Consider the following 23,333-nt stretch of genomic DNA (forward strand, 5'->3'; position numbering starts at 1 on the left):
CCTGCTTGTAAAAAAGGGCGCAGACCGACGTAACTCTTGTTGGGGCCTGAAGACCATGGATATTGTCGAAACACCTTCCAGAAACAATGATGCGCTGATCGAGCTCACCGCCGATGTGGTGGCTGCCTATGTCAGCAACAATCCCGTGCCGGTCGGCGAACTGCCGAACCTGATATCCGATGTCCACGCCGCTCTTGGGCGTGTGGGCGGTACCGTCGAACAGCCGCCTGCGGACAAGCAGAAGCCGGCTGTCAACCCGAAGCGCTCGGTTCACGACGACTACATTGTCTGTCTTGAAGACGGCAAGAAGTTCAAGTCGCTCAAGCGTCACCTGATGACCCACTACGATCTGACGCCCGATCAGTATCGCGAAAAGTGGAACCTGGACCCAAGCTATCCGATGGTTGCCCCGAACTACGCGGCGGCCCGCTCGCAGCTTGCCAAGAAGATGGGCCTCGGCCGCAAGCGCAAGGCGCGGTAGCCGATACTGCCGGATTGGACCTGAAATCGGACGGCGCCTTCGGGCGCCGTTTGATTTTGAGGGCCAGAGCAATTCCAGGAAAGGTGTGAAGAAGCCTGTCAGGCAGTCTGCGCGAGCGCCATCTCGGCGTCGCGCTTGATGCGCTTGACCATCGAGCGAAGGCCGTTGGCGCGCTGGGGGGACAGGTGCTCGTCGAGGCCGAGTGCCTTCAGCGTTGCTTCAGCGTCGGTTTTCTGGATTTCGCTGGCTGTCTTTCCGGAAAACAGCGCCAACATGATCGCGACCAGTCCGCGCACGATATGGGCGTCCGAATCGCCCGTGAAGGTGATGACGGGATCGGCGCCCGAACCCCGTTCGGTGGTCAGCCAGACCTGGCTGACGCAACCCGGCACCTTGTTGGCGGCGTTGCGCTCCGCATCGGGGAAGGGAGGCAGCGCTTCGCCGAGCTCGATGACGTAACGATAGCGGTCCTCCCATTCCTCGAGGAACGAGAAGTCGTCGCGGATCGTCTGGATCGTGGTCGTCATGACCCGGATATAGTCACGCGGCGGCGCCGCGTCACGGAAAAAACAAGGACACCGCGGGCGTCGAGAGGGCAAACGATCCGCGGTGCGCCGTCGAGACGGCTTAATTCTTTATCGGCAGGTTGACCGTCTGGGGCAGGACGATTTCGTCCGGCACGCTGCCCGTCATTGTCGAGGTGTCGGGGCCGGCGGACTTGTCGTCCAGCATGGCGGCCGCGATCTTGGCGGTCTCCTTGGCGCGTGCGGTGATGGTGTGCATCGCCGACTTGCCGGTTTCGCAGACATCGGGCTTGCGTTCGCAGATTCCGGCGATGTCGCCGACGGCGTCGCGCGCCGCGAACAGGGCCTGGATCGGCCCGACGCTTTCCTGGCCCGTTTCATCGGACCCGACGCCCAGCGGCAGCGCCAGCAGCACAAGTGAAAACCAGAAAGCCATTCTTATCAGGAAGAACATGCCTTGCCTCTCGTCGTGACCGGATCATGCATCATATGGCATGACCTCTTTTATGGGCAGGATATTGGCACACAGGGACGAAAGACGGCTTGCATGATCGCCGAGAATTTTCCTCAAATTTTAGGCAAATTCGAAACGAAGCGTTTTTGCTGTCGATTTGTTTCATATCGGGACGATTATCGTTACCATCCGATAACCATCTATCTATTTGTTTATATGACATTTTTCGCAAATCAAGGCGATCCCGTTCCTGCCGCTTGGCCGCTGATGGCGGGCGTTCGCGAATAACCCTCCGTTTACTATGGCTGCATTTGCCCGGATTTTCGGTGGCCGTCATCCCGATATTTGCCGCAGGGCCGGCCTTGGTCGGCCCTGCCTTATCCATTCCTTAAACGCTGGATGCGAGTTTCAAAGCCAATCAAGACAATCTGCAAAAGCAGAGCTGTTCCCGACGAGTGCGAGTGCGTTGAGTTGATGCCGATCGAGGCCAGATACGCTGAATTGCCTGGCGCAATGGCGGCCGGTTGTGAACGCATGGTTCATCCCAGCGTTCTCGGGCGCAGCGACCGCGAGCGCCAGCGCCGTTTCATAGGCGTGATGCTGGCCGCGCCGTTCTTTGCAGCGGGTGCCGCGGTCACGCTGGTTACATCGGGCATGGGGGCCGCCGTGACCATGGCCGCCATTTTCGCCGCCTTCGGTCTGTGCTGGTTCGTCGCCCTGCTGGTGGCCGCGACCGGCAAGATGGCCGCCGCGGGACCGATCGCGCTGGCGATGGCGGCGATTGCCCTTGGCGGTCTCACCGGTGCCGCAGGCGGGTTGAGTTCACCTGTGGCCATGCTTGCCCTGGCGCTGCCATTCGAAGCCTGGTGGATCGGCGCGTCAAGGCGTGCGGTATTGTGGGGGGGCGCCTCGGCCGCCATCGCCATCGCCTTTCAGTCCCTGTCGGCCGCCTTCCTTCCATTCGCGGACGCGCACATCGCCGCCTGGCACTGGCTGGTGCCATTGGCCTGGGCGCTGACCCTCATCCCGCGCATATCGGCTTTTCGCGGCACCGCGGGCGCGACCGATACGGTCGATGCAGGGGACCGATTGGAAGACATCATCGACGCGGTGGTCTTGCGGATCGCCCGCCACGGCGAAGTCGTGGATGCGTCCGCCAAGGCGCGTACGCTTCTGAAATTGCCGCCTGAGCTGTTGTCCGGAACGGGCCTCTTCGACCGCGTCCACCTGTCTGACCGTGTCGCCTATCTCAGCGCCCTGGCCGACATGCGAGACGGCGCACTGTCGCGCCGCCTCGAATTGCGCATCAGGCTGCCCCAGAGCGGCAACGGCACCCAGAACGGAAATGGTTTTGTCGCCGACAACTATCAGCCATTCGCGCTGGAACTGGTGCGCGGCGAGGAACAAAGCGACGTCTTCACGCTTGTGCTGCGCGAGAATGACGAGACAGCGCGGCTGCGCGAAGAACTGGCGCAAGCCAATGAGACGGCGGCCGCCGCCGAAGTGGCCAAGGGCAGGTTCCTGGCGGTGGTGAGCCATGAACTGCGCACGCCGTTGAACGCCATCATCGGCTTCTCCGACATGCTGCTGCACGAGATGTTCGGCGCCTTCAAGGACCCGCGCCAGAAGGAGTATGTCGGCCTCGTGCGGGATTCGGGCCAGCATTTGCTGGCAGTCGTGACATCCATACTCGACGTATCGAGAATCGAATCGGGCGTCTACGCCACCGAACCGGAGCCGTTCCGGTTCGTGGAAGCCGTGGACATGTGCCAGTCTATGATGCGGCTGCAGGCGCAGGCCAAGAATATCGACCTGCGGACGCAGATCGCCCCTGACGCAGGCGATATCAATGCCGATCGCCGCGCCGTACAGCAGATGCTCATCAACCTCGTTTCCAACGCGATCAAGTTCACGCCCGACGGCGGCGACGTCGTCGTCGGCGCCAAGCGGATCGGCTCACGTCTGCATTTCTGGGTCAGGGACACCGGAATAGGCATTGCCGAGGAGGATTTCGCCAATCTCGGCAAACCCTTCATGCAGATCCAGAACGACTATACCCGCCGTTTCGAGGGGACGGGTCTTGGCCTTTCCCTGGTGAAGGGGCTGGTCGCCTTGCATGAAGGGACCATGTCGATCGAAAGCATGCCGGGCGAGGGCACCACGGTGACCATCAGCCTGCCGGTCAGCGGGCCGAAGGGACGCCCCGCCAACCAAACCGGAGTGCTGACGATGCCGGTGACGAGGGCGAAAGGGGACGGAAATGGCTCGCTCCGCAAAACAGCCTAAGGCGGTCAAACGCCGCAGCAATGCCTTTCAGGACGGCGCCATCGCCGTTGGCGGCATGATTTCGCGCAATCCCGTCCTTGTGGGAGGATCGACCGCATTCCTGGTGACGCTGTTCTACGTCTCGGCGAATGCACTGTGGTATCAGCCTTTCCCGCACGCCGGGGCATTTTTCGCCACACGCAATTTCCAGGGCTTTCCGCACGCAGCCGACGAGCCGGAGACGACGATCAACATCGTGCGGCCCAACGCTGCGCCCGCCCCGATCAAGGGCGATCCGGTGGTCGAGCAGGTGCAGGGCATATTGAAGGATCTCGATTTCTATTCTGGCACCGTCGACGGCATTTCCGGCCCCAACACGCGCAAGGCCATACAGGCCTATCAGCAGAAGGTCGGGCTGAACGCCTCGGGCGAGATCGACGCGCTGCTGCTGGACCAGTTGGGGGCAACGCCGAAGACCGCCGCCGTGCCCAAGCCGCAGCCTCGTCCCGCTATGCCGTCGGCCGCCGTTCCCGTGTCGTTGCAGACGAATTCTGGGCAGACGAATTCCGGGCAGGCGAATACTGGGCAGACGAATTCCGCCCCGGCCTCCACCGAAGGACCCGACCCCCGCATCGTCAAGATCCAGGCCGGGCTCAAGGCCTTCGGCAATGACGACATGCAACTGGATGGCGTCGTCGGTGCACGCACCAAGGCGGCGATCAAGGAATTCCAGTCGCTGTTCGGGCTGCCGCAGACCGGCGAGCCCGACGAGATCGTCTACGTCAAGATGCGCGAGATCGGCCTGACCAACTGACGGCCGAAACGACGGCTCGCCCCGCATGGGAAATTTCGATAGAGAGCCCGCATGTCGTCGGGAGTCTTCCATGCGTGTAACCGCTGATCTGTGGGTGTCGGCCCTGTTGCGCCGGGTTTTCGGCGCTGGCGGATTTGCCGCCGTGGTCAATCGCGGTGCGACCGAGGCCGGGGCTGTGTTCATCCTGGCGCGGGGCAGGATGGGTGAAACGGCTCTCTACGGGCCGGCACCGCAGACAAGCTACGATTCGGCCAAGCCCGAGGACCGTTTTTTCAGCCTTCTCGCCACCGGCGATGATGCCGCCGTGCTGGATGCGAGACTTGAGCGCGAGAAAAAATTCGATCCCGACATCTGGGTGGTCGAGATCGAGGCCGGGAGCGTTCCCGTCGAGGAGCTTATTTCCGTGAAGACGCCCTGAGGCCGGGGGCGTCGGCTTCGTCGCCGTTCGACTCCTTGCGGCTGTCGCCGTTCGGCGGCGAAACGTTGCGAGCCGCCTTCGACAGGGTTTCGGCTTTCCATCCCCGCACCGTCTCCAGGGCCGCATCGCGATGCAGCAGGCGGTAACGGTCGAGATAGGTGCGGATGGCCTGCGGATGCGGGAACAGGCCGGGATAGACGGCAACCGTGATCAGGAATGCCCGGTCCTCGCTGAAGTCGAGCGAACGCAGCGCCGCAAGCAGCGGCGCATAGTTCTGGTTGGCGATCAGCGATCGCGCGATCGAGAAATCAATGTCGAGGGCGTCCGCTAGCGCGGTCTGGAAGAAGGCGGCGTTTCCCGTCAGTGCCGTCTCGCGCAGTTTGACATAGGTATCCGCACCTGGGAACGCATCGACCTTCGCGGCCAAGGCTTCGTCGCCGGTGTGCATCATGGAGCGCAGCCTGCGCCGCGCGTTCTCGGCGGCAACGCCTAGCGTCCTCTGGGTTTCCGCACTCTCCGCCGTCGCTTGCGTCTTCACGGCAAGGCCTTGCGCCGGGGCTGCTTCCCGATCCCGCACCCGCACCAAGGTCGGTCTTTCAAGCGCCCTGATCAGATCGGCGATGGTCGGGTTCAGCTCCTTGCGCCGCGCTATGGCGCGCGCATGCGGCAGCCCATGCCGGCCAATCAGCGCGATCAGGTCGATATCGCTGACGGCGCGTGAGCGGATGAGCAGCGGAGCGGCGATGTCGACCGGTTCCTCGCAGAGGCGCCGCACCAGGGCCGCGGGTGCATATTCGCATTCGGAAAGGGCGGCTGCCACGTAGCGTCGCGATTCGACGGACACGTCGTCGAACAGCGGCAGGGTCAAGTCCTCGAGCTGGCCGATCTCGCGGCGCGACGGGCGCGTCAGTGAGCAGAACGCCGACACGGCGGCGCGGAACAACCTTTCGGCTTTTCCCGATTCCGTCCTGATCGCGATTTGCCTGAAGTCCGAAGATGACACGAGGGATACGCCTGACACCGGATACACACTTGGCCTCGCGCCACCGGGACTGTGCCGGTTTCGCGATTGCCTCGGTCAGAACGCTCTGACCTCTAGACAAAGATCAAGTTAGCGACGATCCGTTAGCGGTCCGTTAACCCTCTGCCGGCCTTAATGATATTTGGAGGCGTTGCGTTGTGCTCCGGGGAAACCGAGAGGAATGCGCGAACCATGGGCATGGTACTGTCTTTCGTGCCGCGTGCGGCACCGACCAATCGAGCCAAGCAAACCACCGAGATACCGGCGGCCGTGATCATATTTCCCGGCATCCGCTATGAGCGGTCCAGCACCGCCGAAGCGCGGCCCGCCGGGCCTGACAAGCCGGGATCGCCACGGACGCCGGTGCCGCATCACTAAAAGCCGGCTGGAGCAGCGGCGCAGGCCGCCGCGGTCGCCTCTGCCATTGTCTGAAGGTGAGGCGCCATCGCTGATTTCGGCGCACCGTCGCAACGATCTCAGCGCCACCGCCGCCAGCCGTGCGCCACTGGTCCGCATCTGGACCAAGTGTAGCTATCGGCGACTGCGACGCGGGCCGGGCAGGCGAACTCGTCTCGCGCAACGGCGTCGCCACACCGGTCTTGTTTGAGGCCATTGCGCCTTGACGTGTACACACATCACCGCGTGAAAGCGGGGGGATGGACGCCGACAAACGGCCCATCATTCCCATCTCAACTGACTCGCATCAACCACATCAGATCCCATTTGCTCAACGAAAAAGGCCCGCAGCCTCTCACGATGTCGATCCAAGGTTGGAGAAGGTTCCGAAGTCTGACCGCCATGCTCGGCCAGAAAAACCCATTCGACGAATTGGTCAGCGGTGACGTCGCCGGACTGCGGAATGTAATCGGTGACGTGCATAAATTTATCGCCGTGCATTCCCCCACAATAGCCATGCCCAACGCACACCGCGTGCATCAGCAAGTGAAACCGAGTTTTTGCATACATTGAAAATGCGCGTTGGTGAGGCGGAATGCCTGCTAGCGCCCCGGCAACCTACACGCCTTGGCGGAAGGGCGCAACGCTCCGCGGGCAGAAGGCGGTCTCATCCGTCGAGGTGAACCGCGACGGCCGAACCGGCGCAGCGACGCATCGACCTGAATATTCTCTTGAAGGATCGCGAAGGCGCGGTCGTGTTCGACCAGTGCTTCGGCGTGCTGTAGCGGTAGTCTGGGCTTCCAGGCCGCATCGGCTGGCGGCTGTTCGAGAGCAATTCTAGGAAAAGTGTGAAGCGGTTTTCCGTCCGGAATTGCACCGAAGAAATGCGGATCGCGGCTTAGAAATCCTGCAGTTCGCAGGAGCTCTGATCGAGAAAGCGCGACACAATCGGCTTCCAGCTGTCATCCGGTACGAAGCTGCGGATGACGAAGATGCCTTCGTCGATGGGCGCTTCGACGAAGATCGCTCCCTGCAGATCCTCGGGCAAGTCCTTGCGCACATCGATCATCTGGGCTGGCGTCAGCACGACGGCATCGAGCTTGCCGCCGGTCGCGGTACGGTCGTTGAAGGAATAGACATTATGGCCACTGCGGTCATAGACCGAGACCGACCAGAAGGGGACGTTCCCCGGCGCCTTGATCCGGACCATCCCTTCCTCGAGGTCGAACCGGCAGGCCGTGGCATAGAATAGCGGGTCGACCGATTTTACCACCGGCGCGCCGCCCGCCTCGGCATCGAGCCGGTTCATTCTGTAGAGATCGGACGTCATGGACAGTCGCGACCAGGCGTCGCGTTCTGAAAATTCCGGCACCAGAAGCAGCACCACGATGTGCACGATGCCGGCGCCGACGAGGCCAAGCAGGACGGCATGGAAAAGACGGCGCAGCGTGGCTTGGACATTACGCATCGCAGCCGGCCTTGACGATCCTGGGCAGCGAAACATCCGACAGGCCGGTGCTGCTGGCGATCGGCGTGTCGTAGAAGGTCAGGACGAAATACATCCGTCCGGAGCCGTCGGTCAAAAGCCAGTTGCCGGGCATTGGGTGATGGCCGACCGAAATGATCACCGAATTGTCGGCCTGGCGCAGCACCTCGTAGGACTGAAGGGCTGCAAGCCGCGGCTTGCCGGTCTCCACGACGCCGAGCGATTGATCGGCGGCGTAGAGCGTCCAGAAGCGGGCTGTCGGAAATCCGCCCTCTATTCTGTAGCTGCATTCCCGCTTCAGCTGGTCACCGGCAGCATCATTTTCCGCGACGAAGGACAGGCCCTCGGCGCGGCCGAGCGCCAGCACGCCCTCGCGCGCCACGCGAGCCTTGGAATAGGGGTCCGCGGCGGGTGTGCCGATATCGGGGAAGGCGGTCCATTGGCCGATGCGGATCGCCCCGACACCGTCCTGGATCTTCAGCGCATACCAGACGCTAGCGCCGCCGCCGCCAATGGCTATGGCAAGCGAAAGCAGCATCAGGAAGGTGTTCTTGAGCATGAAGGGCCGCGTGCGCGAAGGATTGCCGTTCGGGGATATCGCGGCGCGGGGCCTTGTGGCAAGCCGGCGAGATGGATTTGCGCCTCGGCTCATGCATGTCGCCCAAAAGTGGCCTTGGTTTTGGGAGAACGACATGCATAAAAACAAAGACCTAAAGCCCTCGCCGGGCGGATGTCACAGTGCCGAAAGCGTTTCGGGCGGGGCAGGGGCGTCGAGTTTGGGCGCGGACCGGAACAGCTGCGTCATGTCCCTCAATGTCTGTGTGGTCCGGCCCGACAGCACCGGCGGGCGTTCGGCCGCCGCCTCGGCCGCGGCCTGGTCCTCGCTCTTCTTCTGCGCTTCCGCGGCCTTGGCTGCGATCTCCTCGTCGACGAATGGTTTGTCGATGCCGGGGATCGGCTTCAGGTCGATGTTCTGGTGAGCGTAGACCATCAGGCGCTGCCAGACCATCGCCGGCAGCGAGCCGCCGGTCATGTTCTTGGTCGGGGTGAAATCATCATTGCCCAGCCACACGGCCGCCGTGTAGTTGCCGGTGAAGCCGACGAACCAGGCATCGCGGTACGATTGCGTCGTGCCGGTCTTGCCTGCGACGACGATGTTGGGAATCTGCGCACGCCGGGCCGTGCCCATCACCGGTACTGCCGTCAGCATGGTGTTCATGGATTTCAGCGCCTGCTCGGAGAGCACCCGGTGCGGCGGCGGCGCATCCTTGGTCCAGTCATAGACCACGTCGCCGGTGCGGGTGACGAGCTGGGTGATGCCGTGCCTGGAGCCGACGAAACCGTTCTGGGCAAAGACGCTGTAACCCGTCGCCTGGTCCATCACGGTCATGCCCGAGGTGCCGAGCACCATCGTCTTGTGCCCTTCGAGCGGCGATTCCACGCCAAACGATTCCGCCAATGCCTTGATCGGCGCGATTCCGAGATGGTCCTTGGCCAGGCGCACCGGCACAGTGTTGATCGACTTGGCCATCGCCATGATCAGAGTGATGTTGCCCGCCGACTCGCCGCTGTAATTGTGCGGTGACCAGTTGCCCCAGCTGATCGGCCCACCCGAGATGATCGAGTTCGGCGTGAAGCCGTGTTCCATCGCCGTGGCGTAGACATAGGGCTTGAACGACGAGCCGGTCTGCCGCAGTGCCTTGGTGGCACGGTTGAACTGGCTGGCGCCGTAATCGCGGCCGCCGACGATCGCCCGCACCGCGCCATTGGTCTCGATGACCACCACCGCGCCTTCGGTGACGTTGTATTCCTTGCCGAACTGGCGCAGGTGGAACTCAACGGATTCCTCCGCCGCCTTCTGGATGTTGGCGTCGAAGGTGGTATGGGCGACCAGCGAGTGCTGGCCGGGCTTGGCGATCTTCTTGACCTCGTCGAAGGCCCAGTCGAGGTAGTAGTCGGGACTCTTCTGTTCGCCGCGGTCGACGACGTCGGCCGGATGAAGCCTGGCCTGCAGCACCTGGCCCTCGGTCATGAAGCCGGAATCGACGAGGTTGGACAGCACCACATTGGCGCGCGCGCGTGCCGCCGGCAGGTTGATGTGCGGCGCGTATTTGGTCGGCGCCTTGAACAGGCCGGCGAGCATCGCCGCTTCGGCAAGGTTCAGGTCCTTGACGCTCTTGCCGAAATAGAAATCCGCCGCCGCCTCGATGCCGAACGTGCCGCCGCCCATATAGGCGCGGTCGAGATAGAGCTGCAGGATTTCCTTCTTCGACAGATTGGCCTCCAGCCACAGCGACAGGAAGGCTTCCTTGATCTTGCGCTCGAACGTGCGCTCATTGGTCAGGAACAGGTTCTTGGCCAGCTGCTGGGTGATGCTGGAGCCGCCCTGGACGACCGAGTTTGCCCGCACATTCTCGAAGATCGCCCTGGAAAGGCCGAGCACGTCGATGCCGTAATGGTCGAAAAAGCGTCGATCCTCGGTGGCGAGCACCGCCTTGATGACGTGGTCGGGCATCTCGTCGACCGGTACTGAATCGCGCTGGATGATGCCGCGCTGGCCGATCTCGTTGCCGTAACGGTCCAGGAAGGTGACCGCGAAGTCGCCCTGGGCACGCCAGTCGCCGGTGGTGTCCTGGAAAGCGGGTATCGCCAGCGCCAGCATCACCACCATGCCGCCGGCGCCGAGTGTAAAACCTTCGCTCAACAGTTCGATGAAGCCACGGCGCCAGCCCTTGAGACGGAAGCGCCGCGAGAAGATCGTCGCGGCCTCCCAGAACTCGCGCGCCTTGAACCCGATCTCATAGAGCGAGGAATCGAGCCACGCGTCCAGCGCCAGAAGGCGGGAGGCGATCGGACCTCTTCTCTTGCGCGGTTCAGGGTTGACCATTCTAAAACCCGGCTCGGCTCTGGCGCGACCTGAAAACCGCAAGCGGGCAATTTCAGGGCGGTGCCCTGTTCCGACTATTCATCCATTTTGCCGACACCCACAAGGGCGGCGAGGACACAACTGCAAGGTTTATCGATGGAAGAGCCGGTAGCTGGCGGACCGGCTCTTCGCCCGCCAGATTCTCGATCGGGCGAGCGAAGAGGATTTGGCTTTCCCGGGCTATCAGGCCGGTTCGCGCTTCAGCGCCTGCGCCATGCAGTGAATGCCGCCGCCGGTCTTGGAGATCTCGCTCATGTCGACCGCCGCGACCTCGAAACCGCGCGCCTTGAGCTGGCCGATCAGCGTTTGGCTGGAGGTCGGCGCGATCACCCGGTCCTTGCCGAGCGACATGAAATTGCAGCCGAGCGCCATCGTGTCCTGGAAGGGCACGTCGATGATCTCGTGACCCTTGCCCTTCAGCCAGTCGACGATGCCGGGTTCGGTGCAGGCGAGGCAGACGGCGGTGAGCTTTTCGGCGATCGGCACAACCATCAGGTCGATGTGGACGTAATATTCGTCGATGAAGGCGATGCGCGTCTCCCAACCTTCCTTCTCGAACCAGGCTTGCACCTGGCGGGCGCCTTCCTCCTGCGTGCGGGCGCCGCCGCAGCCGATCAGCACCACGCCGTCCTCGATGACGTTGAAGTCGCCGCCTTCGAAGGTGCCGGCCGTCACCATGTCGTAGATCGGGATGCCGAGCTTTTCATAGGTGCGGATGGCGGCATAGTTCTCGCCGCGCCGCCACCAGTTGGCCATGGCGGTGATGATGGCGCCATAAGGCGTCATGACGCTGGAATCACGGGAATAGACCTGCATCGGCAGCTCCGGTGTCGGCTCGTGCCAATGGATATTGACGCCGAAATGCTCGTAGGCCGCGACCAGATCCTTGTGCTGCGCCTGCGCGATCTGGACGTTGCAGGGCGCCTCGCGCAAATGTTTTCGCGAGAGCGAGCTGGTCGACAGATGACGCAGGAAGTTCGGCGATCCGAGCAGCACGTCGGTCAAGACATCGGTTTCGTTGGCGAAGCCCCATGATGTCAGCGGTTTGGTGCCGCCGGCCGGGTTGCGGCGTTGCAGCGAAAACGGTTCGGCGACGATGCGGTCATGAACGGTCATGCGGTTCTCCTCGTGGCTTGTTCTCAAGAATTGGTCAGTCGCGCATTGTTTGGTATCCACCAGTCGCGCCCGCGCGGCGTGGTGACATATTCCGGCCAGCGGAAATTGATCGGCGGCTCGTAGTCGCAGAGCGGCGCGATCCAGGTGGAGCCGCCGACGCCGCCGCCGGTACGGGTGGTGAACTCGTTCATCGCCTCGTCGCGGACGGTTTTGTCCTCGAGCAGGCGCAGCGCCGCCAGCGCGACCGTTTTGGCCGCGCAGATGACCATCGGATCGATCGTCGCGGGAATGCCGCCCAGAGCATTCATCACCCATGCCGGAAAAGCGTGGCCGTTTGCCGAGCGCAGCGCTGGGCGGGCGACATAGAAGCGCGCGGTCGGCGCGTGCCAGCTCATGTCGGTGTAGTCGTCGGAGGTCGAATTCACCTGGGAAGGCGGCAGGTCGCGGCGCAAGATCGCCTCGGCCTCCTGTGGCGAAATCAGCCGCTCCAGCTCATCGATGAAGGGGTTTTCGGTCGCGGTGCCGCCGGCATTGACCTGGATTTCCCGCGCGATCGTCCTGGCGGCCTCGTCCCAGCGTGGCGGCCCGACCGTCGACAGGGCCTCGTAGGTAATCCCTGCCATGGCGTGGTTGGCCAGCCCCGGCCGCGACTTCGACACCCAGTGCCGCTCGTAGCGGCAGCCGCTGATCGCGGCCGCGGCCGCGGCGTTGCGGTCGAGCACCGCCGTCACCTGCTCGGCCATGCCGATGGTCGGCACGCGGATCATGTACTGGATCTCGGCCAGGCCGGCCGGCAGATTGTCGGCGGTGGCCTGGCCAGCCGTCAGGATCGCCTCGCTGATCGACCAGCCGCCCTGGTGCGGCAGCATGGAATCGCGCAACGCCTTGGAGGCCATGTACATGGTCATCAGCGCATCGTTCGCGCCCGGTGCCCTGACCGCCGAATGCGCCTGCGGGATCGGCACGCCGTCGCCTGCGCGAATCCAGTTTTCGGGTTCGTCGCAGACGAAACGATAGATCATCGCATAGGCCGCGCCGCAATGCGTATCCCAGCGAGCGGTGTTGCAGAGCGGCAGCATGTAAAATGGATGGAAGGAAATCATGCCGGCAAGGCCGTCATAATAGCCTTTTGCCGCATGGATCGGCTTCGAACCGCGCACCTTTTCGGCCGGCTCGCCGGTAAAGCGCAGCGTGCCCTGAATGTCGTGGCGCTGCATGGCGGCCTTGGTCGCTAGCAGCCCGCCGAGGCTTGCTATGCCGAGCCCCGAATGCGGGTCGGTATGGCCGCCGGCCTCGACACCAAGGCCGGACCGTGGCTGCCTCACCGTCACGGCGTCCTGGCAATTGCCGGGCACGGCATCATATTCGGCATACATGCCGATTGTCGGTCCGGCGCCGTTCGTCCAGTGGGCGCAGAAGGCGGTCGGCATGCCGCCCGAGCCTTCCTCGACGGAAAATCCCTCGCGTTTGAGCCGATCGACATACCAGGCGGCCGATTGGTACTCGCGCCATGCGGTCTCGCCGAAATCGAAGATGCTGCGTGTCCAGGCCGACAGCAGCGGCTGGATGCCGTCGAGGCAGGCAAGCGCGGTTTCTTGCGCCGATGTCGTCACCGGTTTGTCCATGCTCTAGAAGAAAGCAGTGAAGCGGCTCGCCAAAAAGTGATATGTTTTCCCGGTTCGTGCAAATTCGGTTCACCTCTTGAGAATTCCTTCGACACAGGCGCTACGCGCCCTCGACAGTTTCGCCAGGCATGGCAGCGTCTGGCGTGCCGCCGACGAACTGCACCTGACCCGCAGCGCCGTCTCGCATCAGCTGCGGTTGCTCGAGCGTGACCTTGGCTTCGATCTCCTGCAACGCATCGGCAAGGGCGTGGCGCTGACGCCGCGCGGCCAGCGCTATGCGGCCGATGTCAGGAAGGCGCTAACCGTGCTCGGCGACGCGGGAGCGCAAAACAGCGGTGCGGGCGTCGGCGGTTCGTTTGCCATTTCCTGCCCTCCGGGCTTCGCCTCGATGTTCCTTTGCTCCCATATCGGCGAGTTCCAGCAAATGTATCGGGACGTGGCACTCTCGATCTTGACGCCTCGTCGCCTCGATGACGTCAGCAATGCGGAGGCCGACGCTTTCATCGCCTTTGGCGTCGGCAACTGGCCGAACCGCGCGGTGGAACTGCTCTGCGAGGTCTCGTTCACGCCGCTCTGCAGCCCGACGCTGCTCAACAAGGTCGGTGGGTTTTCCAAGCCCGCCGACGTGCTGCGCGCCAATTTGCTCCATCTCGGCGACACCGAGGACTGGGCACGCTGGCTGGCATTGTCGAAGGTGGAAAATCCCGACACCGAGGGCGGCATCTTCTTTTCCGACATGAACCTCGTCTTTTCGGCGGCGGTCGCCGGGCAGGGGATTGCCATGGGCGACGAACTGACAGGCCGCCGGGCGCTGAGCGAAGGCCGCCTGGTCAAGCCGTTCGAGGCGTCGGTCCCCTCGCCACGCTCATATTTCCTGGTCTTCGAGCATGCCAAGGCGGGACATCCGGTACTCAATGCCTTCAGCGATTGGTTGAGGGCAAAGCTATCGGAGAACAGGCTCTAGGCGAATTAAGACTAGCAGATCCCCCACGAGGGGGAGATTGGCGGTTCCAGCCACGCCATCTTCCATCCACCCGTGAATCAAATTTGCCGATCAGGCGAAAACTATTCGGTTGCGGTGAGCTTCGGCCCTGCCTACGATTTGGCTCAACGGTAAGGATAGAGGCAGGATGCAGCAACCCGGCCGGGCCGCAGAGATCAAGGCAATCGGGATCGGCAAGAGCTTCGGCTCGTTCCGTGCACTGGACAATCTGACGCTTGACATTGGGCGCGGCGAGTTCCTGACCCTGCTTGGCCCCTCCGGCTCCGGCAAGACCACCTTCCTGATGATCCTGGCCGGCTTCGTGCAGCCGAGCGAGGGCAGGCTTTTCAGCGACGGCGCCGACATCACCGACCGCCCGGCCGAGCAGCGTGCCGCCGGCATGGTGTTCCAGGGTTATGCGCTGTTTCCGCATATGAGCGTCGAAGCCAACATCGCTTTCCCGCTCAAGGTCCGCAAGAAATCGGCCGCCGAGATCAGGAAGCGCGTCGGCGAGATGATCGAGCGCGTCGGTCTGGTCGGCCACGAGAAGAAACTGCCGTCGCAGCTGTCCGGCGGCCAGCAGCAGCGCGTCGCCCTTGCCCGCGCGCTGGTGTTCGAGCCGGGCGTGCTCCTCCTCGACGAGCCGTTTTCGGCGTTGGACAAGAGCCTGCGCGGCCAGATGCAGGCCGAGATGAAGCGCCTGCATCAGGAGACCGGCACCACCTTCGTCTTCGTCACCCACGACCAGAGCGAGGCGCTGGCGCTGTCGTCGCGCGTCGCCATTTTCAACCACGGCAAACTGCTGCAGGTCGGGGCGCCAGACGAGGTCTACGACCGGCCGGACAATCGCTTCGTCGCCGAGTTCCTCGGCGAGATCAACATGCTGCCGCTGAAGGGGGTCAAGCCCGCCGACCACGGCTCGACCGGCCTTTGCGAGGACCGCGCGGTCAGCATGCACTGCAAGGCCGAGAAAGTCCGCGGTGACGCCATCCTGGCGATCCGGCCCGAACACATGTCGATCGCGCCCGAGGCGGCAGCTGGAGAGAACGGCATCGCCGCGACCGCGATCGCCTCGACCTATCTGGGGGCGGCGACCAAGCTCGACCTCACCACGCGCCATGGTGCCAAGGTAACCGTCTCGGTGCCCAACGAGGTCGCGGCGGCTGCTCTCAGCAAGGGCAATTCCGTCTGGCTGACATGGCCGGCGGAAAAGGGCTTCCTCCTTCCGGATGGAGGACAATGAGCGCCGGTGCGGCCTGATCCGCCGCACCGGTTTCCGGATTGAAATCAACGAAAACAAAGGGGAACTGACATGAACGACACCAAGAAACAGGCCTTCGAAACGCTGTCCGAGAGGACGAGACGCGGCGAGATCTCGCGCCGCCAGTTCACGCAACTCGCGGCACTCGTGCTTGCAGGCTCGCCGATGCTGCTGCGCTCGACCGGAGCCTTCGCGGCGGCGAAGGAACTGGTGCTGGTGAATTGGGGCGGCGACGCGATCACGGCTTACGACGCCGCCTATGGCCAGGCTTTCACCAAGGACACCGGCATCACCGTCAAGATGGACGGCTCGGGCCCGACCGAAGGCGCGATCGCCGCGCAGTTCAAGAGCGGCGCCCCGACCTGGGACCTTGTCGACGTCGATCCGTTCTCGGCCATCACGCTCGGCGCGCAAGGCATGCTCGAGCCGATCGACTACAATATCGTCGACAAGAAGAAGATGCGTCCCGGTTTCGGCTGGGACTATGCCGCCTCGACCTATTTCTTCTCCTATGTCATCGCCTACGATTCCGAGAAATACGGCAAGGATGCACCGACCGGCATGGCCGATTTCTTCGATGTGAAGAAATTCCCCGGCAAGCGTTCCCTTTACAAATGGGGCGTGTCGAGCTGGGAAGCGGCCCTTCTGGCCGACGGCATCGCACCGGCGTCGCTCTACCCGCTCGACTTGAAGCGTGCGCATGACAAGATATCAGCCTTCAAGGAAAACGTCGTCGCCTATTGGGGCGGCGGCGCCGAGAGCCAGAGCGTGCTGCTCAATGGCGAAGCGTCGATGGCGATCGTGTGGTCGACACGGGCCTCGCTGATCGAGCAGGATTCCGGCGGCAAGATCAAGTTCATCTGGGACCAGGGTCTGATCTCGCCCGGTGCGCTGGCCGTGCTCAAGAACAACCCAGGCGGCAAGGATGCGGCGATGAAGTTTATCGCCAGCGCCCAGGATCCGGAAAAGCAGCTCGTCATGTTCGACAAGCTCGGCCAGGGTCCGGCCAATCCGGCGGCCGACGCGCTGATTCCCGCCGACAAGAAGCGCATCAACCCCGTCGATCCGGAGAACATGAAGAAGCAGATCCCGCTCGACATGGACTGGTACGCCAAGAACTACGGCGCGGCCCTCGACGAATACACCAAGATCATCTCCGCCTGATCACTGGCGTGGCTGAGCTGACATGAGAGGTGTTCTCTCCGACAGGATGGGCGCGGCGCTGTTGATGGCGCCGCTGCTCCTGTTCCTCGTCCTGGCCTATGCCTGGCCGTTTCTCGGCGTGGTGAAGTGGAGCTTCACCTTGCCGACGCCCGGGCTTGGCCAGTACCAGGCGTTGCTCACCGACGATCTGGTGCAGTCGGTGTTCATCCGCACGCTGCGCATCGCGGCCATCGTCACCATCGTGTCGGTCGCCGCCGCCTATGCCATCACGGTCGTCTGGGTGCGCGGCAGCCCAGCGCAGCGCCTCATCGCCGAATTCTGCATCCTGGTGCCGTTCTGGATCTCGGTGCTGACGCGCGCCTTCGGCTGGGTGGCGCTTTTGTCCAACCGCGGCCTCATCAACACCTGGCTGCAGTCCATCGGTTTCATCTCCGAACCGCTGACTTTGGTGCGCAACGAATTCGGCGTCATCGTCGGCATGACGCATTTCCTCATTCCTTTCGCCGTCTTTCCGTTGGCGTCAGCCATGCGCAGCCTGGACGAGCGCGTGCTGCTCGCGGCGCGCGGGCTGGGTTCCAGCCGCATGCGCACCTTCTGGACGGTGTTCGTGCCGATGACGCGCTCCGGCATCATCGGCTCCGCGATGATCGTCTTCGTCTTCTCGCTCGGCTTCTTCGTCACGCCGGCGATTCTCGGCGGCGGCCGCAGCGTGATGATCGCCGAATTGATCTATCTCCGGATATTCCAGAGCCCGGACTGGGGACTGGGGGCCGCGATCAGCGTCGTGCTGGTGGTCTTCGTCGGCGCCCTGATGGCGCTGCTCTTCCGATACGTCAAACCGAAGCAACTGGTGTAGCGTGATGCCGACCTATCGCCCCGGACCCGTCTCGCTGATCCTCGCCGTGCTGGTGGCGCTGTTCCTGCTGTTGCCGCTGCTGGCCGTCATTCCGGTCTCGCTGACGCCGAGCCGCATGCTGGCAATGCCGACGGGTGAATTGTCGCTGCGCCACTATCGCTCGCTGATCGAGGACCCGCGCTGGCTCCAATCGATCCTGCTTTCGATCCGGATCGGCATCGTCAGCAGCGCTATTTCAACCGTACTGGCGCTTAGTTTCAGCCTCGGCGTCTGGATGTTCCAGCCGCGCTTTACGGCAGCCCTGGTCGGTTTCGTGCTGCTGCCGATGGTTGTGCCGCCGGTGGTCTCGGCGGTGACGCTCTACTTCCTGCTCACCTCGATCTCAGGCGTCAGTTCCTTCTTCGGCTACGACACCTGGCTCGGCGTTGCCATGGCGCATTCGGTGATGACGGTGCCGTTCGCGACGGTGTTGATCCTGGTCTCGCTCAGCCAGCTCGATCGGCGCATCGACCTTGCCGCGCGCGGCCTTGGCGCAAGCGTGTGGGAACGCGCCACGCGCGTCATCATGCCCAATATCAAGTTCGGCATCGTCACCGCGGCACTGCTCTCCTTCGTGCTCTCCTGGGAAGAGATCGGCGTCACCCTGTTCATCACCTCGGTCAACGCCATCACGCTGCCGCGCCTGATGTGGATGGGCCTGCGCGACAACATCGACCCGGCGATCGCGGCGCTTTCCGTGATATTGATCATCATCACCGTGCTGGTTCTGGCGGTGAGGAGCCTCGTGGTCAGGCTGAACCGGGAGAGCAATCCGGTCTAGACAAACCGTACCGAGACGCGGCCAAACTTGCCCAAATCGCCGATCACTTCATCACCAGCCTCGACGCGTATCGGCGTCACGCAAGTGCCTGTGATCACCACCTGTCCCGGCTGGAGCGCTATGCCGAGGCCCGACAGTTCGTTGACGATCCATGTGAGCGCTATACGCGGGTCGCCTAACACCGCCGCGCCGGTTCCGTCGTGCCGCGACTTGCCCGAAACAAGACCGGTCACCGGGTGTTCCGCGAGGTTCACGTCACGCCATTCGTCTTGCGTGGGCTGGCCGATGACGAACAGATTGGCACAGGCATTGTCCGCTATCAGCTGTGGCGCACCGACGGCGCAGAAATCGTCGTAGCGCGAGTCCGGTATTTCGATCGCCGGATGCAAGGTCGCCACGCCATCCATCACCTCGGCGATTTCATAAGGCGCCGGGCGCGGCGGGAGCTGGCTGCCGAAACGGAAAGCGAATTCGATCTCGGCGACCCGCATCTTGCTCGTCGCCAGCGAGACGGTCCCGCCAACCTCGACCGCTTTCTCTGCCAGCAGGCGCCCGGCCATCGGGCCGTCGACATTGATATGCCTTTGACCGGCAAGGCTGGTTGCCGCGATCTTCCAGCCGAAAAGCGGGGCCGCCGAACGATCCATGACATGGGCCTGGATGGCATAGCCTTCGGTCCGTGTCTTCGGGCGAAGCTCCTCAGGTATGGCGTCGAGATGGGTGCCATGGTCCCAATGGCTTACCAGCAGACGCGACGCGGCCTTGGCCTTTTGTGGATCGAGCATGGTCAGCTCCCGAATCTGGGAAAATGGCCCGGCGCCGGGCGTTGATGATGCTTGCGGTGCGCAACCGGTATCGCTATGCCGCGTCCGCTGAGGAGATTGTCGGCAAGTCGTATTTTCGAGATCATCGGCATTCATCATCGAGACGACGAATCGGCAAACCTGTCCGTGCGGCAAATGGTTATATATGGCAAAGCGTCTAGAACGCGGAAGAGCTTCTGGCAGGCAAGGGTCGGCGGCGCAACAGGCGAGGGGAAGAACGATGACCGCGCCCGGTGATTTGCAGCAGGCCCTGTTCCTCAGGTTGAAAAGCGATGCGTCGCTGTCGGCGCTGCTGGGCGGCGCCGGACTGCTCGAGCGGGCAACCGACACCGCCGCCTTTCCCTATGTGACTTCAGGCCAGACCTCGGCCTTTGACTGGGATACGGGCGCCGAGAACAACGACGACCAGCTGATCACGCTGCATGTCTGGTCGAAGGCCCATGGTGAAGCCGAAACGCTTGCCATCATGGCCGCCATCAAGGCGCGCCTTGCCGACGCGGTGCTGGTGATCGGCCCGCGTGGACAGACACGGCTGTCGCTGGAATTCACCGAGGCGCGTTATGATGAGGAACTGCTTGTCCATCATGGTCTGCTGCGATTCCGAGCGCTGACGCAGGAAAACGCCTGACGCGCTTTCAATATCATCGAAACGGAGTCTAGACTGGGCTTTCGCGGGGTTCACTGGTGGGGCGGTGAAATCCAGATTGTCTATCTCGCGTTGCAGGGGTGTGGCGAGCATGGGTTCAGGGCCGTTCACTGTTCATTTCACGTTCAGCACCGATGCGTTACAACGCCGGTCATGAAAACGCTTCGCTCCCATTTCCGAACCGCGACCCTGGCGCTTAGTGCCGCCGGGCTGTTTGCGTCGCAGGCAATGGCGATACCGGCGATCGCGCCCGATCAGCCCACCCCGATCGTCCTGGCCGCATCCGACTGCTATGCGATCGGTCAGCAGGTGGCCCAGCAGAATGGCGGAACACTCGCCAAGGCCTCGGCGTCGACGCGTGGCGGCCAGCCGGTCTGCGTTATCGTCGTCCTCGTGCCGGGCAAGGACGGGCAGCGTCCGCGCCGCTCCGAAATCGTCGTTCCGCAGAACTGACGCAGTCTTCTCGTCCTACAGGGCTCCGTTTCCCAGGCCGCCGGAATCGGCCTATATCTGAAACCTCAGTCAACAGGCATTGGTCCCCGCATGCGCGTACTCGTCGTCGAGGATGACAAGGATCTCAACCGGCAGATTTCCGATGCGCTGGTCGATGCCGGCTATGTCGTCGACCGTGCCTTCGATGGCGAGGAGGGTCATTTCCTCGGCGACACGGAGCCTTACGATGCCGTCGTGCTCGACATCGGCCTGCCGCAGATGGACGGCATCAGCGTGGTCGAGCGTTGGCGTCGCGGCGGCCGCAAGATGCCGGTGCTGATCCTGACCGCGCGTGACCGCTGGAGCGACAAGGTCTCGGGCATCGACGCCGGCGCCGACGACTACGTCACCAAGCCGTTCCACATCGAGGAGGTACTGGCACGGGTCAGGGCCCTGATCCGCCGCGCCGCCGGCCACGCCTCGTCGGAACTGACCTGTGGGCCGCTGCGTCTCGACACCAAGGCTTCGAAGGCCGATGTCAATGGCGTGCCGCTGAAATTGACCTCGCACGAATTCCGGCTGCTTGCCTATCTGATGCACCACATGGGCGAGGTCGTTTCGCGCACCGAACTGGTCGAGCATCTCTACGACCAGGATTTCGACCGCGATTCCAACACGATCGAGGTCTTTGTCGGGCGGCTGCGCAAGAAGATGGGCATCGACATGATCGAAACCGTGCGCGGCATGGGCTACCGCATGCGTGAGCCGGAGGCGTAAGGCGGAACCGCTTCCTACCAACCCAACCGTGGGCAGACGGCTTTCGCTACGCGCTTGGCCGCGCTCGCTGACGTTCCGCGTTATCGCCTTCTCCACGGTATGGGCGATCCTGACCCTGGTCGTCATCTTCACCCTGATCACCACGCTCTACCGCCAAGCCAGCGAGCGGGGCTTCGACAGTTTGCTGTCGGCGCATTTGTTCAACTTGATCGGCTCCATTGGCATTTCCGACAGCGGCGCGCTGACCGGCTCGCCCGATCTTGGCGACCTCCGTTTCTCGGAGCCGAATTCGGGCTGGTACTGGTCCGTCGAGCCCGCCTCGGAAGGCGTGCACGGCGATCTCCATTCGTCGTCCATGACCCGGACCATCCCGTCGCCCGATGTGGCGGATGTTCCTTTCAACGCCAATTTCCAGCGCAGCTATGCCGCGCAAGGCATCAATGGCGAGGAACTGGTCGTATTCGAGAGCGAATTCGTTCTCGATGCCAAGAACCGCGCCGCGCGCTTCCGCGTCATGGGAAACAAGACCGAGCTGGATCAGGAAATAGGGACCTTCCAGCGTCGCCTGTTGACCTATCTCAGCCTGTTCGGCATCGGAATGATCGCCATCAACGCCATCGCCATCCTGCTCGGGCTGCAGCCGCTGCGCAGGGTCAGGAACGCACTCGCCATGGTGCGCGAGGGCACCGCGCAGAAGCTCGACGGCCGCTTCCCGGCCGAGATCGAACCATTGGCCAACGAAACCAACGCTTTGATCGAAAACAACAAACGCATTGTCGAGCGTTCGCGGACCCAGGTCGGCAACCTCGCCCATTCGCTGAAGACGCCGCTCGCCGTGCTGCTCAACGAGGGCCGGGCGCTTGGCGGCGCCAAGGGGCAGTTGATCGCCGAGCAGGCCGCCTCCATGCAAAAGCAGATCGATCACTATTTGCAGCGCGCCCGCGTCGCGGCGCAGCGCGACAGCGTCGTCTACCGCACGCCCGTGGCGCCGCTGGTACAGCGCATGGTGCGCGTTTTGCAGAAGCTCAACCCGCGGACCAGCCTGTCGCTGTCGCTGCCGGCCACCGAGATCGTCTTTGCCGGCGAACGCGAGGACCTCGAGGAACTGCTCGGCAATCTTCTCGAGAATGCGATGAAATGGGCAAGGAGTGCTGTCGCGGTCTCGGTCGTGCCCTTGGTCAGCAAGGATGAGAGCCTGTTCGAGATCAGCATCGAGGATGACGGCCCTGGCATTCCCGAGGACAAGGCGCGCGAAGCCATGAAGCGCGGACGGCGCCTGGACGAGACAAAGCCGGGAACGGGCCTGGGCCTCGCCATCGTCGCCGACCTCGTCAACGAGTACGGAGGTGGCCTGGATCTGGGGCGTTCCGGCATGGGTGGTCTGAAGGCAGCGGTGCGATTGCGGAGCCTTCAGTGACGTTTGCCCAGACCAATCGACACCAACGGGTGGCCCATGCTATGGCGGCATATCGATTGACCTCATACTGGCCGGCGGCGGCCAAATTTCCGACAAATATCAATAGTATGGCCATGCCCACTTCTCAGATGATGCCAGGCGCATCCATGGCAAGCTCCAACTCAGGAATACCGGTTGTTGGCATGAAGATTCGCGTCGCGCTTGTTTCCGCATTGCTGGCCGTGTCGGGCTGCACCACCTTGAGCGGCAAGGGCCCGACCGTGGCCGCGACCCCGGCCTCGACGCCCCCAGCGGGCGGCAAGGTCGTCACCAAGTCGATCATTTCCGCCATGGGCGGCGGCCTCATTGGCGGGTCTGTCGGCAATGGCCTGAGCGACACGGAAAAGCGCAGCGCGCTCGAGGCCGAATACAAGGCGCTTGAATACACGACGAGCGGGCAGAAGGTGGCGTGGAAGGGCGATCAGGCCTCGCGCCATGGCGAGGTCGTTCCAGCCCAACCTTACCGCGTTGGTTCGCAGGATTGCCGCCAGTACACGCAGACGGTGTTCACCGGCAGCGCCAGTGTCACGGCGCACGGAACAGCCTGCCGCAATGCCGACGGCGGTTGGACACCATTGACCTAGCCAGC

26 protein-coding genes are annotated in these 23,333 nt (G+C 63.2%); 16 read left to right on the forward strand and 10 right to left on the reverse strand.

Features of this window, described 5'->3' with window-relative positions; all coding sequences use genetic code 11:
- Positions 1 to 55 precede the first annotated feature (55 nt).
- Positions 56 to 481, forward strand: coding sequence for a MucR family transcriptional regulator (locus EN850_RS00330; protein WP_027143963.1), 426 nt, complete (start codon positions 56 to 58; stop codon positions 479 to 481).
- Positions 482 to 579: 98 nt separating this feature from the next.
- Here the strand turns inward: EN850_RS00330 and EN850_RS00335 are convergent, their stop codons facing one another.
- Both EN850_RS00335 and EN850_RS00340 read right to left on the reverse strand, forming a co-directional pair.
- The gene (locus tag EN850_RS00335) at positions 580 to 1,008 is read right to left on the reverse strand and encodes a SufE family protein (protein ID WP_127277819.1); all 429 of its coding nucleotides are present in this window, start codon (positions 1,006 to 1,008) and stop codon (positions 580 to 582) included.
- 100 nt (positions 1,009 to 1,108) lie between these two features.
- Complete coding sequence (locus EN850_RS00340) at positions 1,109 to 1,459, reverse strand: DUF5330 domain-containing protein (protein ID WP_127277820.1); 351 nt, start codon at positions 1,457 to 1,459, stop codon at positions 1,109 to 1,111.
- Positions 1,460 to 1,552: 93 nt separating this feature from the next.
- On the opposite strand from EN850_RS00340, the gene EN850_RS00345 reads away from it, so the two are divergent.
- The 4 genes from EN850_RS00345 to EN850_RS00360 all read left to right on the forward strand — a co-directional run bounded on the left by EN850_RS00345 (position 1,553) and on the right by EN850_RS00360 (position 4,956).
- Positions 1,553 to 1,747: a hypothetical protein gene (locus EN850_RS00345; protein WP_136090366.1), complete on the forward strand. Its 195-nt coding sequence runs from the start codon at positions 1,553 to 1,555 to the stop codon at positions 1,745 to 1,747.
- A 246-nt stretch (positions 1,748 to 1,993) separates the two neighbouring features.
- Positions 1,994 to 3,745 carry a HAMP domain-containing sensor histidine kinase gene (locus tag EN850_RS00350; protein WP_136090367.1) on the forward strand — a complete coding sequence of 584 codons (1,752 nt, stop codon included), beginning with the start codon at positions 1,994 to 1,996 and terminating at the stop codon, positions 3,743 to 3,745.
- Positions 3,720 to 4,538 (forward strand): peptidoglycan-binding protein, encoded by an 819-nt coding sequence (locus tag EN850_RS00355; protein ID WP_136090368.1) that lies wholly within the window; start codon positions 3,720 to 3,722, stop codon positions 4,536 to 4,538. Before EN850_RS00350 ends, EN850_RS00355 begins: the two co-directional genes overlap by 26 nt.
- A gap of 70 nt (positions 4,539 to 4,608) precedes the next feature.
- Entirely contained in the window at positions 4,609 to 4,956 is a 348-nt protein-coding gene (locus EN850_RS00360) for a DUF1491 family protein (RefSeq protein WP_127871331.1), read from the forward strand.
- Here EN850_RS00360 and EN850_RS00365 read toward each other — a convergent pair.
- Entirely contained in the window at positions 4,934 to 5,959 is a 1,026-nt protein-coding gene (locus tag EN850_RS00365; protein WP_189590923.1) for a hypothetical protein, read from the reverse strand. The genes EN850_RS00360 and EN850_RS00365 overlap by 23 nt on opposite strands.
- Positions 5,960 to 6,169: 210 nt before the next feature.
- Here EN850_RS00365 and EN850_RS00370 point away from each other — a divergent pair, with 210 nt between their 5' ends.
- A complete protein-coding gene (locus EN850_RS00370) occupies positions 6,170 to 6,355 on the forward strand; it encodes a hypothetical protein (RefSeq protein ID WP_136090370.1) in 186 nt (61 codons plus the stop codon).
- Positions 6,356 to 6,655: 300 nt separating this feature from the next.
- On the opposite strand, the gene EN850_RS00375 is transcribed toward EN850_RS00370, so the two are convergent.
- The 6 genes from EN850_RS00375 to EN850_RS00400 all read right to left on the reverse strand — a co-directional run bounded on the left by EN850_RS00375 (position 6,656) and on the right by EN850_RS00400 (position 13,526).
- Entirely contained in the window at positions 6,656 to 6,943 is a 288-nt protein-coding gene (locus EN850_RS00375; protein ID WP_136090371.1) for a hypothetical protein, read from the reverse strand.
- A 328-nt stretch (positions 6,944 to 7,271) separates the two neighbouring features.
- On the reverse strand, positions 7,272 to 7,841 hold the full coding sequence (locus EN850_RS00380) for a DUF1254 domain-containing protein (RefSeq protein ID WP_136090372.1): 570 nt from the start codon (positions 7,839 to 7,841) through the stop codon (positions 7,272 to 7,274).
- Positions 7,834 to 8,418 carry a DUF1214 domain-containing protein gene (locus EN850_RS00385; protein WP_136090373.1) on the reverse strand — a complete coding sequence of 195 codons (585 nt, stop codon included), beginning with the start codon at positions 8,416 to 8,418 and terminating at the stop codon, positions 7,834 to 7,836. Before EN850_RS00385 ends, EN850_RS00380 begins: the two co-directional genes overlap by 8 nt.
- Positions 8,419 to 8,592: 174 nt before the next feature.
- Positions 8,593 to 10,746, reverse strand: coding sequence for a penicillin-binding protein 1A (locus EN850_RS00390; protein WP_136090374.1), 2,154 nt, complete (start codon positions 10,744 to 10,746; stop codon positions 8,593 to 8,595).
- Positions 10,747 to 10,968: 222 nt separating this feature from the next.
- A complete protein-coding gene (locus tag EN850_RS00395; RefSeq protein WP_135883394.1) occupies positions 10,969 to 11,901 on the reverse strand; it encodes a dimethylarginine dimethylaminohydrolase family protein in 933 nt (310 codons plus the stop codon).
- 23 nt (positions 11,902 to 11,924) lie between these two features.
- Positions 11,925 to 13,526, reverse strand: coding sequence for an amidohydrolase (locus EN850_RS00400; RefSeq protein ID WP_189343614.1), 1,602 nt, complete (start codon positions 13,524 to 13,526; stop codon positions 11,925 to 11,927).
- Positions 13,527 to 13,602: 76 nt separating this feature from the next.
- Between EN850_RS00400 and EN850_RS00405 the strand changes: the two genes are divergently transcribed.
- The 5 genes from EN850_RS00405 (at position 13,603) to EN850_RS00425 (ending at position 18,609) form a co-directional block, all read left to right on the forward strand.
- Positions 13,603 to 14,490, forward strand: coding sequence for a LysR substrate-binding domain-containing protein (locus tag EN850_RS00405; RefSeq protein WP_127280983.1), 888 nt, complete (start codon positions 13,603 to 13,605; stop codon positions 14,488 to 14,490).
- Between the two features lie 166 nt (positions 14,491 to 14,656).
- A complete protein-coding gene (locus EN850_RS00410; protein ID WP_135863684.1) occupies positions 14,657 to 15,751 on the forward strand; it encodes an ABC transporter ATP-binding protein in 1,095 nt (364 codons plus the stop codon).
- A 69-nt stretch (positions 15,752 to 15,820) separates the two neighbouring features.
- Positions 15,821 to 16,933 (forward strand): ABC transporter substrate-binding protein, encoded by a 1,113-nt coding sequence (locus tag EN850_RS00415; protein WP_136090375.1) that lies wholly within the window; start codon positions 15,821 to 15,823, stop codon positions 16,931 to 16,933.
- A 22-nt stretch (positions 16,934 to 16,955) separates the two neighbouring features.
- Complete coding sequence (locus tag EN850_RS00420) at positions 16,956 to 17,789, forward strand: ABC transporter permease (RefSeq protein WP_135883390.1); 834 nt, start codon at positions 16,956 to 16,958, stop codon at positions 17,787 to 17,789.
- A gap of 4 nt (positions 17,790 to 17,793) precedes the next feature.
- Entirely contained in the window at positions 17,794 to 18,609 is an 816-nt protein-coding gene (locus EN850_RS00425; protein ID WP_136090376.1) for an ABC transporter permease, read from the forward strand.
- Here EN850_RS00425 and EN850_RS00430 read toward each other — a convergent pair.
- Positions 18,606 to 19,394: a fumarylacetoacetate hydrolase family protein gene (locus EN850_RS00430; RefSeq protein WP_136090377.1), complete on the reverse strand. Its 789-nt coding sequence runs from the start codon at positions 19,392 to 19,394 to the stop codon at positions 18,606 to 18,608. The genes EN850_RS00425 and EN850_RS00430 overlap by 4 nt on opposite strands.
- Before the next feature lie 259 nt (positions 19,395 to 19,653).
- Between EN850_RS00430 and EN850_RS00435 the strand changes: the two genes are divergently transcribed.
- The 5 genes from EN850_RS00435 to EN850_RS00455 all read left to right on the forward strand — a co-directional run bounded on the left by EN850_RS00435 (position 19,654) and on the right by EN850_RS00455 (position 23,328).
- Positions 19,654 to 20,061, forward strand: coding sequence for a DUF3168 domain-containing protein (locus tag EN850_RS00435; RefSeq protein ID WP_127871341.1), 408 nt, complete (start codon positions 19,654 to 19,656; stop codon positions 20,059 to 20,061).
- A 171-nt stretch (positions 20,062 to 20,232) separates the two neighbouring features.
- Positions 20,233 to 20,532, forward strand: coding sequence for a hypothetical protein (locus EN850_RS00440; RefSeq protein WP_135879655.1), 300 nt, complete (start codon positions 20,233 to 20,235; stop codon positions 20,530 to 20,532).
- 90 nt (positions 20,533 to 20,622) lie between these two features.
- Positions 20,623 to 21,288, forward strand: coding sequence for a response regulator transcription factor (locus EN850_RS00445; RefSeq protein ID WP_015318627.1), 666 nt, complete (start codon positions 20,623 to 20,625; stop codon positions 21,286 to 21,288).
- Between the two features lie 28 nt (positions 21,289 to 21,316).
- Positions 21,317 to 22,705 carry an ATP-binding protein gene (locus EN850_RS00450; RefSeq protein WP_245464372.1) on the forward strand — a complete coding sequence of 463 codons (1,389 nt, stop codon included), beginning with the start codon at positions 21,317 to 21,319 and terminating at the stop codon, positions 22,703 to 22,705.
- A 182-nt stretch (positions 22,706 to 22,887) separates the two neighbouring features.
- Positions 22,888 to 23,328: a hypothetical protein gene (locus EN850_RS00455; protein WP_127278453.1), complete on the forward strand. Its 441-nt coding sequence runs from the start codon at positions 22,888 to 22,890 to the stop codon at positions 23,326 to 23,328.
- Positions 23,329 to 23,333: the final 5 nt, after the last annotated feature.

It is taken from the genome of Mesorhizobium sp. M8A.F.Ca.ET.207.01.1.1 (assembly GCF_004794715.1).
Classification (GTDB): domain Bacteria; phylum Pseudomonadota; class Alphaproteobacteria; order Rhizobiales; family Rhizobiaceae; genus Mesorhizobium.

What these genes read in the sequence shown, in the direction of transcription:
- EN850_RS00330 (WP_027143963.1), top strand. Translation starts at nt 56, where the DNA reads ATGGATATTGTCGAAACACCTTCCAGAAACAATGATGCGCTGATCGAG.
- EN850_RS00335 (WP_127277819.1), bottom strand. Translation starts at nt 1,008, where the DNA reads ATGACGACCACGATCCAGACGATCCGCGACGACTTCTCGTTCCTCGAG.
- EN850_RS00340 (WP_127277820.1), bottom strand. Translation starts at nt 1,459, where the DNA reads ATGTTCTTCCTGATAAGAATGGCTTTCTGGTTTTCACTTGTGCTGCTG.
- EN850_RS00345 (WP_136090366.1), top strand. Translation starts at nt 1,553, where the DNA reads ATGATCGCCGAGAATTTTCCTCAAATTTTAGGCAAATTCGAAACGAAG.
- EN850_RS00350 (WP_136090367.1), top strand. Translation starts at nt 1,994, where the DNA reads ATGGTTCATCCCAGCGTTCTCGGGCGCAGCGACCGCGAGCGCCAGCGC.
- EN850_RS00355 (WP_136090368.1), top strand. Translation starts at nt 3,720, where the DNA reads ATGGCTCGCTCCGCAAAACAGCCTAAGGCGGTCAAACGCCGCAGCAAT.
- EN850_RS00360 (WP_127871331.1), top strand. Translation starts at nt 4,609, where the DNA reads ATGCGTGTAACCGCTGATCTGTGGGTGTCGGCCCTGTTGCGCCGGGTT.
- EN850_RS00370 (WP_136090370.1), top strand. Translation starts at nt 6,170, where the DNA reads ATGGGCATGGTACTGTCTTTCGTGCCGCGTGCGGCACCGACCAATCGA.
- EN850_RS00375 (WP_136090371.1), bottom strand. Translation starts at nt 6,943, where the DNA reads ATGTATGCAAAAACTCGGTTTCACTTGCTGATGCACGCGGTGTGCGTT.
- EN850_RS00380 (WP_136090372.1), bottom strand. Translation starts at nt 7,841, where the DNA reads ATGCGTAATGTCCAAGCCACGCTGCGCCGTCTTTTCCATGCCGTCCTG.
- EN850_RS00385 (WP_136090373.1), bottom strand. Translation starts at nt 8,418, where the DNA reads ATGCTCAAGAACACCTTCCTGATGCTGCTTTCGCTTGCCATAGCCATT.
- EN850_RS00390 (WP_136090374.1), bottom strand. Translation starts at nt 10,746, where the DNA reads ATGGTCAACCCTGAACCGCGCAAGAGAAGAGGTCCGATCGCCTCCCGC.
- EN850_RS00395 (WP_135883394.1), bottom strand. Translation starts at nt 11,901, where the DNA reads ATGACCGTTCATGACCGCATCGTCGCCGAACCGTTTTCGCTGCAACGC.
- EN850_RS00400 (WP_189343614.1), bottom strand. Translation starts at nt 13,526, where the DNA reads ATGGACAAACCGGTGACGACATCGGCGCAAGAAACCGCGCTTGCCTGC.
- EN850_RS00410 (WP_135863684.1), top strand. Translation starts at nt 14,657, where the DNA reads ATGCAGCAACCCGGCCGGGCCGCAGAGATCAAGGCAATCGGGATCGGC.
- EN850_RS00415 (WP_136090375.1), top strand. Translation starts at nt 15,821, where the DNA reads ATGAACGACACCAAGAAACAGGCCTTCGAAACGCTGTCCGAGAGGACG.
- EN850_RS00420 (WP_135883390.1), top strand. Translation starts at nt 16,956, where the DNA reads ATGAGAGGTGTTCTCTCCGACAGGATGGGCGCGGCGCTGTTGATGGCG.
- EN850_RS00425 (WP_136090376.1), top strand. Translation starts at nt 17,794, where the DNA reads ATGCCGACCTATCGCCCCGGACCCGTCTCGCTGATCCTCGCCGTGCTG.
- EN850_RS00430 (WP_136090377.1), bottom strand. Translation starts at nt 19,394, where the DNA reads ATGCTCGATCCACAAAAGGCCAAGGCCGCGTCGCGTCTGCTGGTAAGC.
- EN850_RS00435 (WP_127871341.1), top strand. Translation starts at nt 19,654, where the DNA reads ATGACCGCGCCCGGTGATTTGCAGCAGGCCCTGTTCCTCAGGTTGAAA.
- EN850_RS00440 (WP_135879655.1), top strand. Translation starts at nt 20,233, where the DNA reads ATGAAAACGCTTCGCTCCCATTTCCGAACCGCGACCCTGGCGCTTAGT.
- EN850_RS00445 (WP_015318627.1), top strand. Translation starts at nt 20,623, where the DNA reads ATGCGCGTACTCGTCGTCGAGGATGACAAGGATCTCAACCGGCAGATT.
- EN850_RS00455 (WP_127278453.1), top strand. Translation starts at nt 22,888, where the DNA reads ATGAAGATTCGCGTCGCGCTTGTTTCCGCATTGCTGGCCGTGTCGGGC.